The organism is Terrisporobacter vanillatitrophus, from assembly GCF_051148895.1.
Taxonomy (GTDB): Bacteria; Bacillota; Clostridia; order Peptostreptococcales; family Peptostreptococcaceae; genus Terrisporobacter; species Terrisporobacter vanillatitrophus.
The window spans coordinates 3,934,673-3,949,577 of sequence record NZ_CP154625.1; the positions used below are offsets into that span (position 1 = coordinate 3,934,673).

General features: G+C 29.3%; 15 protein-coding genes. All 15 read right to left on the reverse strand.

Features of this window, described 5'->3' with window-relative positions:
* Window positions 1-136: 136 nt before the first annotated feature.
* The 15 genes from TVTCOM_RS19230 to yabG all read right to left on the reverse strand — a co-directional run bounded on the left by TVTCOM_RS19230 (window position 137) and on the right by yabG (window position 14,834).
* On the reverse strand, window positions 137-904 hold the full coding sequence (locus TVTCOM_RS19230) for a type III pantothenate kinase (RefSeq protein ID WP_434797809.1): 768 nt from the start codon (window positions 902-904) through the stop codon (window positions 137-139).
* A 17-nt stretch (window positions 905-921) separates the two neighbouring features.
* A complete protein-coding gene (locus tag TVTCOM_RS19235; protein ID WP_434797810.1) occupies window positions 922-1,524 on the reverse strand; it encodes an ECF transporter S component in 603 nt (200 codons plus the stop codon).
* 212 nt (window positions 1,525-1,736) lie between these two features.
* On the reverse strand, window positions 1,737-2,705 hold the full coding sequence (locus tag TVTCOM_RS19240) for a P1 family peptidase (RefSeq protein WP_434797811.1): 969 nt from the start codon (window positions 2,703-2,705) through the stop codon (window positions 1,737-1,739).
* Complete coding sequence (locus tag TVTCOM_RS19245; RefSeq protein WP_434797812.1) at window positions 2,698-3,675, reverse strand: biotin--[acetyl-CoA-carboxylase] ligase; 978 nt, start codon at window positions 3,673-3,675, stop codon at window positions 2,698-2,700. The genes TVTCOM_RS19240 and TVTCOM_RS19245 overlap by 8 nt, the downstream gene beginning before the upstream one ends.
* Before the next feature lie 106 nt (window positions 3,676-3,781).
* The gene (gene ftsH, locus TVTCOM_RS19250; protein ID WP_434797813.1) at window positions 3,782-5,758 is read right to left on the reverse strand and encodes an ATP-dependent zinc metalloprotease FtsH; all 1,977 of its coding nucleotides are present in this window, start codon (window positions 5,756-5,758) and stop codon (window positions 3,782-3,784) included.
* 25 nt (window positions 5,759-5,783) lie between these two features.
* Window positions 5,784-7,175 carry a tRNA lysidine(34) synthetase TilS gene (tilS, locus tag TVTCOM_RS19255; RefSeq protein ID WP_434797814.1) on the reverse strand — a complete coding sequence of 464 codons (1,392 nt, stop codon included), beginning with the start codon at window positions 7,173-7,175 and terminating at the stop codon, window positions 5,784-5,786.
* 265 nt (window positions 7,176-7,440) lie between these two features.
* On the reverse strand, window positions 7,441-7,845 hold the full coding sequence (locus tag TVTCOM_RS19260) for a DUF1934 domain-containing protein (protein WP_434797815.1): 405 nt from the start codon (window positions 7,843-7,845) through the stop codon (window positions 7,441-7,443).
* A gap of 140 nt (window positions 7,846-7,985) precedes the next feature.
* Entirely contained in the window at window positions 7,986-8,510 is a 525-nt protein-coding gene (locus TVTCOM_RS19265) for a cell wall hydrolase (protein ID WP_434797816.1), read from the reverse strand.
* 34 nt (window positions 8,511-8,544) lie between these two features.
* Window positions 8,545-9,201: a stage II sporulation protein R gene (gene spoIIR / locus TVTCOM_RS19270; RefSeq protein WP_434797817.1), complete on the reverse strand. Its 657-nt coding sequence runs from the start codon at window positions 9,199-9,201 to the stop codon at window positions 8,545-8,547.
* Between the two features lie 380 nt (window positions 9,202-9,581).
* Window positions 9,582-10,037, reverse strand: coding sequence for an IS200/IS605 family transposase (gene tnpA / locus TVTCOM_RS19275; protein WP_434797818.1), 456 nt, complete (start codon window positions 10,035-10,037; stop codon window positions 9,582-9,584).
* 198 nt (window positions 10,038-10,235) lie between these two features.
* Window positions 10,236-10,907 (reverse strand): GntR family transcriptional regulator, encoded by a 672-nt coding sequence (locus TVTCOM_RS19280; RefSeq protein ID WP_434797819.1) that lies wholly within the window; start codon window positions 10,905-10,907, stop codon window positions 10,236-10,238.
* A complete protein-coding gene (gene ispE / locus TVTCOM_RS19285; RefSeq protein ID WP_434797820.1) occupies window positions 10,900-11,781 on the reverse strand; it encodes a 4-(cytidine 5'-diphospho)-2-C-methyl-D-erythritol kinase in 882 nt (293 codons plus the stop codon). The genes TVTCOM_RS19280 and ispE overlap by 8 nt, the downstream gene beginning before the upstream one ends.
* Window positions 11,782-11,902: 121 nt before the next feature.
* The gene (locus tag TVTCOM_RS19290) at window positions 11,903-13,453 is read right to left on the reverse strand and encodes a DUF3794 and LysM peptidoglycan-binding domain-containing protein (protein ID WP_434797821.1); all 1,551 of its coding nucleotides are present in this window, start codon (window positions 13,451-13,453) and stop codon (window positions 11,903-11,905) included.
* 91 nt (window positions 13,454-13,544) lie between these two features.
* The gene (locus TVTCOM_RS19295; protein ID WP_018590145.1) at window positions 13,545-13,823 is read right to left on the reverse strand and encodes a Veg family protein; all 279 of its coding nucleotides are present in this window, start codon (window positions 13,821-13,823) and stop codon (window positions 13,545-13,547) included.
* Between the two features lie 159 nt (window positions 13,824-13,982).
* A complete protein-coding gene (yabG, locus tag TVTCOM_RS19300; protein ID WP_434797822.1) occupies window positions 13,983-14,834 on the reverse strand; it encodes a sporulation peptidase YabG in 852 nt (283 codons plus the stop codon).
* Between the last annotated feature and the right edge of the window lie 71 nt (window positions 14,835-14,905).

Genomic DNA, 14,905 nt, shown 5'->3' on the forward strand with positions numbered 1-14,905 from the left:
TTAACATTTTTCCAAATTTTAATTAACTACTCTAAATATATTATTACAAATTATGAAAATATACTATTATTATTTTGTATTGTATTATTTTTACATATTAAAAAGGAATTGGATTATACCAATTCCTTCGTGATTTTTATTTATTTTTTTCGTGTATTAACCTTAATCCTTCTAAAGTTAAGAATCTATCTACATAATCTATGCTATCAGTTTCTGAATGAATAAGAGAAGATAATCCTCCTGTAGCTATAACTTTTATACTTTCACTACATAATTCTTTTTTCATCATTGATATTATTTTTTCTACCTGTCCAACGTATCCGTATATTATTCCTGATTGCATTGCTTCCACTGTAGTTTTACAAATAGTTTTACCTGGTTTAAGAAGTTCAACCCTAGGAAGTTTAGCTGCACCATTAAATAATGCTTCACTTGATATCTTAAGACCTGGACATATTGTTCCACCTAGATACTCTGTTTTTTCAGATATTGCACAAAATGTAGTAGCTGTTCCAAAGTCTACTATTATAAGTGGACTTCCATATTTTTCGATTGCAGCCACAGCATTTACTATTCTATCTGCTCCTACTTGTTTAGGATTATCATATTTTATATTTAGCCCTGTTTTTATCCCAGGACCTACTATCATAGGCTTTTTACCGCAATACTTTATACAGAAGTTTTCTAAAGCATGCATTACATTTGGAACAACTGAAGATATTATTACATCATCAATTGATTTTAAGTCTATTTTATCATAAGTTAATAAATTACTTATTAACATTCCATATTCATCAGATGTTTTGTGTATATCTGTGCAAATCCTCCAGTCTTTTACTAAAGTTTTTCCTTCATATACACCTATAACCATATTTGTATTTCCTACATCAAATACTAATAGCATATGTTTAAACCTTCCTTCTATTTTTTGCCTTTTCTTATTAGTGCCACTGAAACTGCAGATACTATTAATCCTGCAACTAAAGCTTCTGGTACTCCGCTTGTTAAAACAATGCCAAATAATAGTTTGGCCGCGCTTGCACCCTGTTGTTCCATAAGTGCTAGATATTTATCTGCATATAGTATATAAATCATACCTAAAACGCCAGCTGTATTAGCAAGAGATCCAATTATACCTGCTATAAATCCTGAAGCATATACCTTTTTACTTGTTTTGTATACACCTTGATATACATAATAAGCCACTATTCCTATTAATATTCTAGGAAGCACAGATACAAGCGGATTTATAAATAATGGTGACAATAATACTGGTTGTGTTATTGCATTCCATAAACTTGTTAATCCAAAGATTAACCCTATTGTTGCGCCTACTACCGGACCTTCTATAATTGCCCCTATAATAACTGGTATATGCATTATAGTTGCTTTCATAGGTCCTATAGGTATATAACCTATAAATGGTAACATTGACATCATAATAGAAATTGCAGATAAAACTCCTATTACAGTCATCCTTCTTACATTCAGCCTTCTTTGTGCTGATGCTTGTGTGTTAATCATAATAAAAATACACCTCCGTTCCAGCTCTTAAAAGATGCCGGACTATTTTAGTTTTATTTAGTTTTGACTTTTGCGACTCTTAAATGTCAACCAAGTCAGACTCTTCGTTAAGAAGATGTCAGCTATATAACAAGACAATTTTAACAGTGACTTTTTGCATTGTCAACAATATTCTATAAACATATATAGTGCAATTTTTTTATATGATATTATTATTTCTTATTTTCTAATTCATTATAAGAAATAATATTCTTTACGTTTTTAGCATTTTTTATAGCATTTATAACGCTTTTTTCTACTACCTCAGCTGCTAAACACCCTAATAAAGTAATATCTGAATCAACCTCTATTTCTCCCGTTGACATAGTAAATATTGTGTCTCCATCATGAGGTGTATGTATAGGAAATATTGCTTTTGCATAACCATCATGAGCCATTTGAGATATTTTTTTACATTGAGCTTTTGTTAATTTTGCATTAGTGGCAACTATACCTATAGTTGTATTATCTATTTTAAATCCACCCTTCATAGAACCTGACTTCATTATTTCATATGTATTTAATAATTTTGTTTTGTCATCATTTAATACTCCAGCTATTACTTTTCCGTCCTCATATATATCTCCAAAGGCATTAACAGCTATTAATGCTGATACCACTACTCCATTATCAAGTTTAATTGAGTAACTTCCTATTCCACCTTTTGTTACATAGTCTAATCCTTTTATTTTTCCTACAGTTGCTCCACATCCTGCTCCATAGTTACCTTGTTTTAATTCAGTCTCACTAGCATTTAAACAAGCCTGGTACCCCATTTCTTTATCTGGCCTTACTTTATAATCTCCTACACCTAGATCAAATAATACAGCTCCTGTTACAATAGGTACTTTACAAACCCCAACATCAAATCCTATATTTTTTTCTTCTAGATATTTACTTACACCGCATGTAGACTCCAATCCAAAAGCCGATCCTCCAGATAATACCACCGCATGTATTTTTTGAACTGAGTTTATTGGGTCTAGTAAATCTGTTTCTCTAGTTCCTGGAGCAGATCCTCTAACATCTACTCCACAAGTTGCACCTTCTTCACACATTACAACAGTACATCCAGTTAAAGCATCTTCATCTTCTACTTGACCAACTTTTAGACCTTTCACATCTAAAATATTATTATACATATCCTTTAACTCCTCTTATTGAAACTTCTCCTGACAAAATTTCTTGTACATTATTATTGCTATCTCTTACTATTAAATTTCCGTTATCACTGATATCAATACATTTGACTATTTCTTTTTCATCACCTTTAATTATGTATACATCTTTATTTATTATTGCTGAGTATTCTTTACAAATTTGTATAGTATCTTCTTTATAATCATTTACTATATAATCATTATATAAATTTTCAAACTCATAAAGAATTTGTGACACTATTTCTACCCTTGATAAATAATAATTTTCTTTATGCAAAGATGTCGCCTTTTCTTCTAACTCTTTATCGAAATTTAGGTTCTTCACATTCATGCCTATTCCAACTACCACATAGTTAATCCTTTCAATTTCGGCAGATAACTCAGTTAATATACCACTTACTTTTTTATCATTTATAATAATATCATTTGGCCATTTAATCTTTGCAGGTACTTGTAAGTTGTTTAACGCTTTTACTATAGCTGCTCCTGCTATTAAAGTTATAAAAGGAGCTTTATACGGTATAATCTCTGGTTTAAGTATTATGCTCATCCATATACCTTCTTTAGATTTTGATTGCCAATTTCTCCCCAATCTTCCTTTGCCTTTTGTTTGTTCTTCACTTATAACTACAGTGCCTTCTTGGACATCATTACCTATTTTCTTTAAGTAATCATTAGTTGAATCTACACTTTCAAGATGAATCACATTTTTTCCTATAATCTCTGTTTTTAAATTATGATAAATATTTTGTGGGTTTAATAAATCCTTTTGTGAACCTATCAGTCTATAACCTTTTTTATTAACAGATTCTATATCGTAGCCTTCTTCTCGTAAAATATTGATATGTTTCCATATGGCTGTTCTAGATATTCCTAACTTTTTTGATAATTCTTCTCCCGACACAAAATTTGTTCCACTATTTAAAATAACTTCTATTATTTTATCTCTCATACTTCACCTCTATTATTTCGCCTTTTTTATAAATTAATTATACACTAATTATATTATATATAAATAAAAACAGGACTTTAATGCAAGCCCTGTTTTTATATTTAAATTATTCATTATCATCTTCTGGCAATTTAAACTCTTCTAATTTTGATTTGCGTAAATTAGCCTTTTCTTCTTCATTAGATTCTTCTTGTGTATCTTCTTCCTCATCAAGAATAACTTTTGATTCTTCTTTTTTTGCAAATACATCTTTTTCATCTAATGATAACTCTTCATTAAATGCTTGCATAAATTGTTCTGAATCTAAAGTTTCATATAGCAGTAATCCTTTTGCAACATAGTGTAATTTATCCATATTTTTATTTAATATTTGTTTACACTCTGCATAAGCATTTTCAACTATCGATCTAACTTCTTTATCTATCTCAAAAGCTATCTCTTCTGAGTAATTTTTCTTAGTAGTTATGCTATTTCCTAAGAATACTTCATCATCACTATCTCCGTATACCATAGGACCCATTTTTTCACTCATACCATATTTTGTTACCATAGCTCTTGCTATTGCTGTAACTCTTTCTAAGTCGTTGGATGCTCCTGTTGAAATGTCTTCCATAATTAATTCTTCTGCAACCCTACCACCAAGAGCCATTACTATAGTTTCTAACATTTCATTCTTAGTACCATACATTTGGTCTTCTTGTGGAAGAGGCTCAGTAAATCCACCAGCTCTACCCCTCGGTATTATGGTCACTTGGTGAACTGAGCTTACATTTGGAAGTATATGCATACAAATAGCATGCCCTGCCTCATGATAAGCTGTAAGTTTTCTATCTTTATCACTAACAACTCTAGACTTTTTAGCTACACCAACCATAACTTTTGTTATAGCTTCTTCTATAGTATCCATATGAATTTCTTTTTCTCTTTTTCTAGCTGTTAATATAGCAGCCTCATTCATTATATTTTCAATATCTGCTGGCGTAAACCCTGGAGTTCTCTTAGCTAAAACTTCTTTATTTACATCATGTGCTAAAGGTTTATTTTTTGAATGAACTTCAAATATAGCTTCTCTACCTCTAACATCTGGTACTCCAACTACTACTTCTCTGTCAAATCTACCTGGTCTAAGTAATGCAGGGTCTAGAATGTCTGGTCTATTTGTAGCTGCCATAATTATTATTCCTTGATTAACTCCAAAACCATCCATCTCTACTAGAAGCTGGTTAAGAGTTTGTTCTCTCTCATCATGTCCTCCACCAAGTCCAGCGCCTCTTTTTCTACCAACAGCATCTATTTCATCTATAAATATTATTGCAGGTGCACTTTTCTTAGCTTGCTCAAATAAATCTCTTACTCTAGATGCTCCAACACCTACAAACATTTCAACGAAGTCAGAACCACTTATACTGAAAAATGGCACTCCAGCTTCTCCTGCAACAGCTCTTGATAAATATGTCTTTCCTGTACCTGGAGGACCAACCATTAATATACCCTTAGGAATTCTAGCACCTAAGTTAATATACCTTTTGGGGTTCTTTAAAAAATCAACAACTTCTTGCAGATCTTCTTTTTCCTCCGACAGCCCTGCCACATCTTTGAATGTAACTCTTGTCTTTTCATCATCTTTATGAACCCTAGCCTTGGATTTTCCAAAACTCATAACCTTTCCGCCTCCACCTTGAGACTGATTCATAAAGACAAACCATATTATAATCATGAACCCAATTAGAAGAATAGTTGGTAACATACTTACAAACCAAGGTGTTTGTGGTTGTGCTTCCCCATCAAATACTAATTTATTTTCTACTGCTTGACCTAATATTTCATTAGCTAATTTATCTCCTAATACTTCACTCGGTATATATGATGTGAACTTCTTATTTGAATCTTTTATTGTTCCTTCTACAGAAGTTCCATCAACAAAGTGTATTCTCGATATATTTTCTTCAGTTAGATTTTTATAAACTTCAGAAAACTTTAACTCTTCAACCTTAGTTGTCTTAGTACCTGAGAATTGGACTATACCTATTATTATCATAAACAGTAACAGATAAAAACCTGCTCCTTTTAAAATTTTGTTCAAAAGAAGCCCTCCTTTCATACGTTGTTTAATTCTTAATTTTCTTAAAGCAAATCTTTAAGACTTCTTTTGTGGTTTCATCAACCTTATATTCTTCACTATTTCTAAAATTTCCAACACATAAAATCCCATTATCATCTTGCATTACTGGAATTTTATATCTTTCTTCTTTTGGAATTTTTAAATCTATGAATAATTCCTTCAATTTTTTACTTCCCATAGAAAGTTTTATTTTATCCCCTGACTTTCTATTCCTTACAACTATCCCCCCTTTAATTTTATTACAATCAAACCATTTTAATGATTTATCTCTTTTCAAAGCCTTATACCTACTTATAGACATTGTTTCAGTTTCAATAATCATATTAGCTTCATTTATTTTGACAAACCCATTTTTAGGTACTTTATAAGAGAATTCTATTTCCTCAAATATAATTTCTTTTGTTGTAAATACCAGCTTATTCTTTTGTCTATAAACAAATAATCCTCTTGGAAGAACTATTTTTTTATCAATTTTATTTTCACCATCTAAGTCTAAAACTTCTTCTACATGTTTTTGGTCTATAAAATTCGTATCTCCTAAAACATATTTTATTCCCAATCTAATAATTCTACTTTTTAATGACTTATGTAAATTTATATATTTATCTAGTTTAATTTCCAAATTGTATCCATTTATAAAAGCTACTTCTTTAAATTTTTTAAAAGCCTCTTCTTCTATATAATCATTATCAATTCTCAAGCTATTACTCATTCTCACTATGGATTCTATTATATTAGAATTAAAATTATCCTTCATATATGGTATAAGATCTAACCTGATTTTATTCCTTGTATATATATTTTCTAGGTTTGTAGCATCTATTCTTGGATTTAATTTATACTTTTCACAGTAAGCTTCTATTTCAGATCTCTCAATTTCTAAAATCGGCCTAATTATAGCGTCATCTCTTATATAATCGATCCCTTTTAATCCTTGTAAGCCTGTACCTCTCATCATACGCATTAAAACGGTTTCAGCTTGGTCATTCATATTATGAGCTATAGCTATTTTATTTGCATTTAATTTTTCTTTTATTTCAAAGAACATTTCATACCTTAATTTCCTTGCTCCCTCTTCTAAGGACAACTTATTTTCCTTACAATATTGTGGTACATTTATAGATTTAACAAAAAAAGTTATTCCTAAACTTTCACACAATTGTGAAACATATAAAGCATCCTTTTGGGCTTCCATCCCTCTAATCTGGTGATTTAAATGCGCTGCATAAACTTCTATGTCCATAACTTCTTTTAATCTATTCAATATATGTAATAAACAAACTGAATCCGGCCCTCCAGAGAGACCTAATACAATTTTGTCTCCATTTTCAATTAAGTTGTATTTTTTTATCGTACTTAGTGTTTTTTCAAATATCATATTTTATACCTCTATTACAATTAATTTTATCAATAATTAATTTAATTGTCTTACTTATTTGCATCAAATTTTTAATTAATGAAATTCTTAACTACTAGTACTATTTTCTATAAAAAAACTTCAAATCCTTGTTTATATTTATCCTATTTTTTAAGAATATTTTTAAACACTATAGTTATAATGATAACAAATAAATGAAACAAAAGGTAGTATTTTAACTACCTTTAATTTTATTCCATTAAAAATATTTATTTTTTAACTTTATTTATTGATAAATATTTATTTTTATTTTATTACGACCTTTAAACATATCTATTATTTCTATATTATAATCTATATCAATGATAATATTTCCTTCTTTTATTATACTTAATTTTTTAGTTTTTGTTTCTACAATAAACATCCCTTGTTGTGTTGCATAATTAGAATTAATTGTTTGATTTGCTTTAAAAACCATAGTTGAATTTATTTCACCAAATCTTTTTATTGTTACCTTATCATTTTCAATTTTAATAGATGTTGTTGTTTCTTTACCATCTTCTTTTTCCTTATAAACTACATATGTATTATCTTTTTTTTCATATAAAGTACCCGTAGCCTTTACTTTTATGTCATTTTGTTCTCCATATTCATTATATTGAATAGTATGGATATTAATTTTAACTTCCAATACATTGCCTCCTTCTAAATAGGGCTTTTTTAAGTAAAGCATTTCGTTTTATATTTTACTATCTAAATGATAATTATAATTTATTTTATAAAAAAAATAAAGGAGTAAAACTCCTTTACTTTTTTATTTGAAATTCTATTTTATTTAGCAAAAACATGATTTCCTATTCTTAAGTGAGGAGTTAATGTGTTTATCCAATTACATGTAGATATCTCTGGGTTCCAGAAATATATTGCATTATTGGTTGGATCACTCCCATATAGTGCCTCCTGAGCAGCTCTATATGTAGAACTTGTTGGCTCTGCATATATAGTCCCATTTTTAACTACAGAAAATGCATTTTTTTGATATATAACTCCTTCTAATGAATCTGGGAACCTAGAATCCTTCACTCTATTAATTACAACTGCTGCTACAGCAACTTGTCCTTCATAACTTTCTCCCCTAGCTTCTCCTGCTATTAATTTTGATAATAACATTATTTGTTCATCATTAAGATTTATAACTGCTTCCTTTTTTTCATCTCGTTCTTGTACTTGCATAAAACAATTTTTTGTTTTATTGTCTAAATAATAATATTCTAGTGCATATATTTGTTTTATAGATACAAATACATTGCCTAAAACTAATAGTGATACTATAAGTGTTTTATAGCACCTATCCATAGTTAAAGTCACTCCTTTTTATTTTATTCTTGATTTAAAACAAATCTTGAAATATTTCTGTTATTTTAAATTTAAACTTTAAATTAGTTACTTCAGTTTTGTTTTTCGCCATTATTAAATCATATTCTTGTGGTGTTAATATTTCTTTTAACTTATTATCAGTTTTCTCATCTATTATTCCATTTTGTTCATCTACAAAGCAAAGAGGAGGAAACATTACACACCACCAGTTCTTACCTTTACCATCTCCTATGATGATCTTTAAAGCCTTATATTTACCTGCTGGTAATACTACACTTGAGTATTGTTTAGCTGGAAAATTACTATATTGCAACCCAACATTAACACTGTAATCATACCCGTTCTCAAATATAATCTTCTTACTTATTTTTTCTAAGTTATCATATTCATCTTTTATAATTGCTTCACTTTCTTCAATTGATTTAGAATTTTCAAGTTTCGGTTGTAAATAACCTATAACTGCATCTCTAACTTTCAATTTTAATTCTTGATCCTCATCTGTATCGCTATTAGCTATAACGTGAAATCTTATTAATTTTTCTTTATAATCATAGCTATATGCTTCTATTTTATTTATTTCTTTTGACATTATTAAAGTAGTTAATGATAATATAGCAATCAAAATACTAAGTAGTATATGTATTCTTTTTTTTATATTCTTCACTTTCATAATAATCCCCCTCAAAAATTAATTCATATTTTGAGTGTATCCATTTATTATTTTTTTATACAAAAATTTGCTTTGCATCATATAGGGTAAATCATTGTGATATTCATTTTTTCAATGATAAAAATTCATTTTAGTCAACTCCTTCACTCAAGTTAATAGAATTGAAATTCTATGTTATAGATAAATGAGTTAACATATAATTTTAAACAATGAGTTAACATATAATTTTAAACAATCATAACCACCCGTAAAACGGGTGGTTTGTACTAAGGCTATAAGCCTTTTTTGCTGGCAGCGCCTAAAGGACGCTGTTTTCACTTTGTTCAGACCACAATGCCTTTTGATACTAGGCAATCCCTAAAGGGATTTTTTGTTACCAACTACCCTTTGAAAGGGTCTCTATATTCTTTAACACTTAATTTATCTTTTAATATGTCTTGATTTTCTTGTTCCTGTATATATTTTTTAATTGTTGCTTCGTTAAGGCCTACGGTACTAACGTAAAAACCTTCGGCCCAAAAGTGTCTGTTACCAAATTTGTATTTTAAATTAGCATGTCTATCGAATATCATAAGTGCACTTTTGCCTTTCAAATACCCCATAAAACTAGATACACTAAACTTAGGTGGTATACTCACCAACATATGTATATGGTCGGGTATCAAGTGCCCTTCTATTATTTCAACACCTTTGTAATTACATAATTGTCTAATTATTTGACCTATGCTTTCTCGATATTGATTATATATAATTTTTCGTCTATACTTAGGTGTAAAGATAATATGATATTTGCATAGCCATTTTGTATGGGCTAAGCTATTCGTTTTATTTGCCATAAAATCACCTTTCCTTTCATTATTTTGTAGCCTGAACAACTACATTATATCTCAGGAAAGGTGATTTTTTAGTATAACTATCGTTTCCGCACCCGCATAGCGGGTGGTTTAATGTTAAGTATACATACTCAACAGGCTAAAGCCCATAATAAAAAAAAGAAGGCTACGCCTTCTTTCAAATATAATTCCTATTTTGATTTAACCATTTACTGTGTTTTCCATAAAAAATTGTTCTGCCAACTCTATATGCTCTGTTGCATATTTTTTAGCTAATTCAGAGTCACCTTCTTTGATTGCTTCTAATATTCTATTATGCTCGTCTACTAGGCTTAGTGATGCCTCATAGTTTGAAACATACGTTACTCTGAACCTATGCACTTGTTCCCATAAAGAAGTTATTAATTGATATAATTTTTTATTATTTGCCATTATAAATATCTTCTCATGAAATTCTACATCTTTTTTTAATACATCGTCTATGTTAGTTTCTCTTACACTTTTTTCAAATTCTTTTGCAACTCTTTCTAACTCAACAATATCTTCATCTCTTCGTCTTTCTGATGCTAAAGATGCTGCTAACCCTTCTAAGCTTGCTCTTATTTCCAATACGTCTATTAAGTCTTTAAATGACATATTCGCTACATAAGCTCCCTTTCTTGGTAACATTACTACTAAACCTTCAAGTTCTAATTTTCTAATAGCTTCTCTTATTGGAGTTCTACTTACCCCTAATTGTTCTGCCAGTTGTACCTCCATAAGTCTTTGACCTGCTTTTAAATTACCGTCTAAGATAGCTGTCCTTAGATTTTCAAATACTACATCTCTTAATGGCTTATAATTATCTAGATTTAATTTTGTTAAACTATCCATTTATTTCAACCCCCTTTTTATAGCTTTTAACTAGATATACTTGTTTGAAGTTTTCTAATAAGATTTTTCTACATTTTTCTGCATCATCTTCGTTGTCATATAATCCAAAAACTGTTGGTCCACTTCCACTCATCATAGCTCCTAATGCCTTATTATTTATCATAATTTCTTCTATCTCATTAATGATAGGATATTTTTCCTTCGTAACGGATTCTAAGACATTATACATATTCTTTGCTAATAGTTCTATGTTATTCTCTTTTAACAGCTCTATTAACAATTTATTGTCTGGCCTTTTTTTAATAGTTTTAGAATCTATAGCTTCATATACTTCTTTTGTGGACACAAATAATTCTGGTTTACACACCAAAATAAATACATCCTGAGATAAGCCATCTATATTTGTTAACTTTTCTCCAATATTTTCAGCCAAGGATGCTTCTCCTTCAATACAAAAAGGCACATCAGCCCCTAATTGTAAACCTATTTCCTTAAGTTTATTTTTGCTTAAGTTAAGATCCCATAGTTTATTTAATCCAACTAAAACTGCTGCTGCATTACTACTTCCACCTGCCATGCCAGCAGCAACAGGTATATTTTTCTCTATGTAAATTTTTATACCTCTTTTTATATTAAATTCTTGTTTTATTAAATTAGCAGCTTTATACACTATATTGCTGCTATCCACGGGTATATCTTTACTATTACTATTTATTACTATTGTATCTTCATCTAGTGAAAAAATCTTTATAATATCAAATAAATCAATAGTTTGCATTATCATTTCAACTAAATGATATCCATCTTGTCTCTTTCCTAATACATCTATAGATAAATTAATTTTTGCTCTACTTTTCAGTTCTATGTAATTCATTTCATCCTCCTTGTATGTAGTTGCATTTAGTATAATGGATTCTCGAATTATAATTATTATACTACAAAAACAAAATAATAGGGGTTTTATCCCCTATTATTTTATTACTTTTGTTAGTTTACTAATCTATAGTTGTAACTTTTTTTTGTAAAATCAAGCATTTTCCTGGCTTAATTGGCTCTTCTACCTTAATTTCATTTACATCTGCTATTTCTTCTTCTGTTGTATTATATTTTTTAGCTATATCCCAAAGATTATCACCTTCCTTGCAAATATATACTATTATGCTAGGAGCTGTTGATAGATCATAATCACCTTGATCTTCACCTTTTATAATAAAACTTTCTGATTTCTTATCTATAGCTTCTGTAAATCTTTTCACTTTTATTACTAAATCTATTTCGTCTCTATTTAAATCTGTCTCAACTTTATCTATACATACTGTATTAAATATTGAGCAAGTATCACTTAAATTTTCAATAATAACATCATTTTCAAAAGGAATTTCTTCTGATAATTTATAAATCATTTTCTCCCCTTCAATAGGAACAAATAATATTACCACTTTTATTATTCCTTGAATTATGCTTTTATTTCCTTCTACATAAGAATTTTCTATAGATATTGATGGACACACACTTACTATATCTTTTACTTGTATGCTATCATCACCTATACCTAAAGTCTCTCTAACTGTAAATATTTCTGACATAGAACACAATGCTTTATTTAAACTTATTAGTCTATGGTCAAATTTCACAATTTTTTGTGGAGAATATGCATCTTGCAATACTTCTCTAACTACTTCATCAGTAACTTTTACTTTACAACATACTGTACACTCTATTTCCAACATAGCTGTATTACTCTCACTATTTTCTTTAAAGTTATAATTAAAATCTCCTATACTTAATAGAGTTTCTTCTCTCATTCCGTCAAATGCTCCTGGAACTTCAATAAATTGTGTAAAATCAATACCTACTTTATCTAACTCTACAACATCTCCTTCAGAAGTCCATGCTAGAGGGCTAATTTCTAGAACTCCACCAATTATAACTTTATTGTCTGCTATCCTACTTTCCTTAACTTTTACTACAGGTGTAATATTTATTATTGCAGCCACTTCTTGTGAACTTATGGCTATAGTGTCTCTTATTACACTTTCTGTTTTTTCTATCCCAATAATATCTTGATATACTATTTCTTTTCTATGTTTTTGAATGCATTCAACTTGAGAAACATCTTTTACAATATCTAATCTTTGTTTTTCAAATAAACTACCTTTAATATTCATAAGAGCTCCTACTCTTATCTTTCTTTCATTTAAGATTGTACAATCAACATGTTCTACCTCTGGATATAGCATGTATTCCATGTCTTGAACTATATTATCTTTTTCTATAACCTCATTTATGTCTATTTTGCCACAAACATTAGATAAAGTACTTTTATCATCTGTTATATACATAACATTGTAATTAAAACTACCCCTACATACAAGTTTTCCATCTGATACCTCAATTTTACTCAATGCTATGTACCCTTGAGTATCAACTATTTCGTAAACGTCTGACTTAACATCCGGCACAACAGCTTCTGATTCAATAAATGTTTGATACTTTCCAAAATCAACTCTGCTATCTATTTTGATTATATCCTTAATTAATTCCATATTTGTCCCTCCTAAATATAAATAAACTATCACACTATATTTATATTTAAGAGAACAAAAAAAAATTACACCTAATTTAATAGGTATAATTTTAACTTACGCTTAATTTATCTTCTTCTATTTTGCTATCTTTAAAAACTTGTAACTTTACATTTTCTGTTAACAAGTCAGAGTAACTATAAGATACTCTTTGATATCCACTTCCGCTTGCTTCTAGCTTCACTATAAAGACACTAGGATAAACATTTTCTAGTATTCCCCTTTTGGTTGTAATCTGTTTTCTTCCCTTGTTTGCTTTCAATATTATCTTTTTACCTAGATGTTTTTCCAAATTTAGTCTAATGTTATCTAAAGTTTGAACAGTAGCCATAATATCACCCTCTTTTAGTTTCTATGTTTACATAATATCACAAAAAGAAGGCTTTGTCAAATGTTTTAACTAATTATTTTATATATTTTCAAAGCAATTGTCAATAGTATTTTTAAAGAATACAGTATAATTTTATTAAAATATATTTTTAATATAAAATTATATTAATCTAGGCATTGCCCATCTAAATTTTCCCCTAGTTTCAGAACCCCCTATACCTTTATATCCTGTTATTGTTTGTTCTACTACTTCTTCTATCGGCACTACCATATCAATTCTTGAACAAGCAATTTTTTCAACTATAAATACAGGATCAAGGGCATGTATCATTATTCTTCCTGGAGAGCTAGCGTAGTTTGCCCCCGATCTTATTATTTGCTCATAATTAGATTGACATGCACCTGCAAAAATAACTAAGCCATCAAAATCGGGTTGCCATTTCCTAGCTTCCCTAACACATTTTATAAAGTTATAAGAATTTCTATAGTTATTTATATCTTTTAAATTTCCCTTTTTAGACGTAATAGCATCATGTCCTGTTATAACTAAAATATCTGGTTTATGCTTTTCTAAAAGTGCTCTCACTTCTTTATACTGATTTGCCTCTGGTATAGCTACTCCAACAGCTGGTATCCCCAACTCAGTATAAACATCTAAGCATATCTTTAAATATTCTTTGTCTCCGTCTATTTGAAGCACCTTCCCAGGAATTCCATATATATTATTACTGGACTGAAGTTTAGGAGCTCCCCTATACAAATTTTGTCTTTCTCTTGCATCAACTACTGATCTATATAATAAACTTTGAACGTTTTTATCTATTAAAATCTCCCTAGTGTCACTTTCTTCCACCAATTCTAAATCGTCTAAATATGCATCTGCCATTAATCTAAAAGCCACACCTTTTAATATGGCAACTTTTTTATTTTTTTCATCCTTAGAAAATCCTACTATTTTAAATATAATATCTCTATTATAAGATTTTCTAACTACTATATCTCCCTCTTTCATAGCTGTCCTCCTTAACATATAGTTTTAATTTATAGTATGTTTTAGAGGATATTTTGTTCATATGTTGATAA

Bases quoted from the DNA above. Each gene is read 5' to 3' on its own strand.
- TVTCOM_RS19230 (WP_434797809.1), bottom strand. From the start codon at position 904: ATGCTATTAGTATTTGATGTAGGAAATACAAATATGGTTATAGGTGTA.
- TVTCOM_RS19235 (WP_434797810.1), bottom strand. From the start codon at position 1,524: ATGATTAACACACAAGCATCAGCACAAAGAAGGCTGAATGTAAGAAGG.
- TVTCOM_RS19240 (WP_434797811.1), bottom strand. From the start codon at position 2,705: ATGTATAATAATATTTTAGATGTGAAAGGTCTAAAAGTTGGTCAAGTA.
- TVTCOM_RS19245 (WP_434797812.1), bottom strand. From the start codon at position 3,675: ATGAGAGATAAAATAATAGAAGTTATTTTAAATAGTGGAACAAATTTT.
- tilS (WP_434797814.1), bottom strand. From the start codon at position 7,175: ATGATATTTGAAAAAACACTAAGTACGATAAAAAAATACAACTTAATT.
- TVTCOM_RS19265 (WP_434797816.1), bottom strand. From the start codon at position 8,510: ATGGATAGGTGCTATAAAACACTTATAGTATCACTATTAGTTTTAGGC.
- spoIIR (WP_434797817.1), bottom strand. From the start codon at position 9,201: ATGAAAGTGAAGAATATAAAAAAAAGAATACATATACTACTTAGTATT.
- tnpA (WP_434797818.1), bottom strand. From the start codon at position 10,037: ATGGCAAATAAAACGAATAGCTTAGCCCATACAAAATGGCTATGCAAA.
- TVTCOM_RS19280 (WP_434797819.1), bottom strand. From the start codon at position 10,907: ATGGATAGTTTAACAAAATTAAATCTAGATAATTATAAGCCATTAAGA.
- ispE (WP_434797820.1), bottom strand. From the start codon at position 11,781: ATGAATTACATAGAACTGAAAAGTAGAGCAAAAATTAATTTATCTATA.
- TVTCOM_RS19290 (WP_434797821.1), bottom strand. From the start codon at position 13,453: ATGGAATTAATTAAGGATATAATCAAAATAGATAGCAGAGTTGATTTT.
- TVTCOM_RS19295 (WP_018590145.1), bottom strand. From the start codon at position 13,823: ATGGCTACTGTTCAAACTTTAGATAACATTAGACTAAATTTGGAAAAA.
- yabG (WP_434797822.1), bottom strand. From the start codon at position 14,834: ATGAAAGAGGGAGATATAGTAGTTAGAAAATCTTATAATAGAGATATT.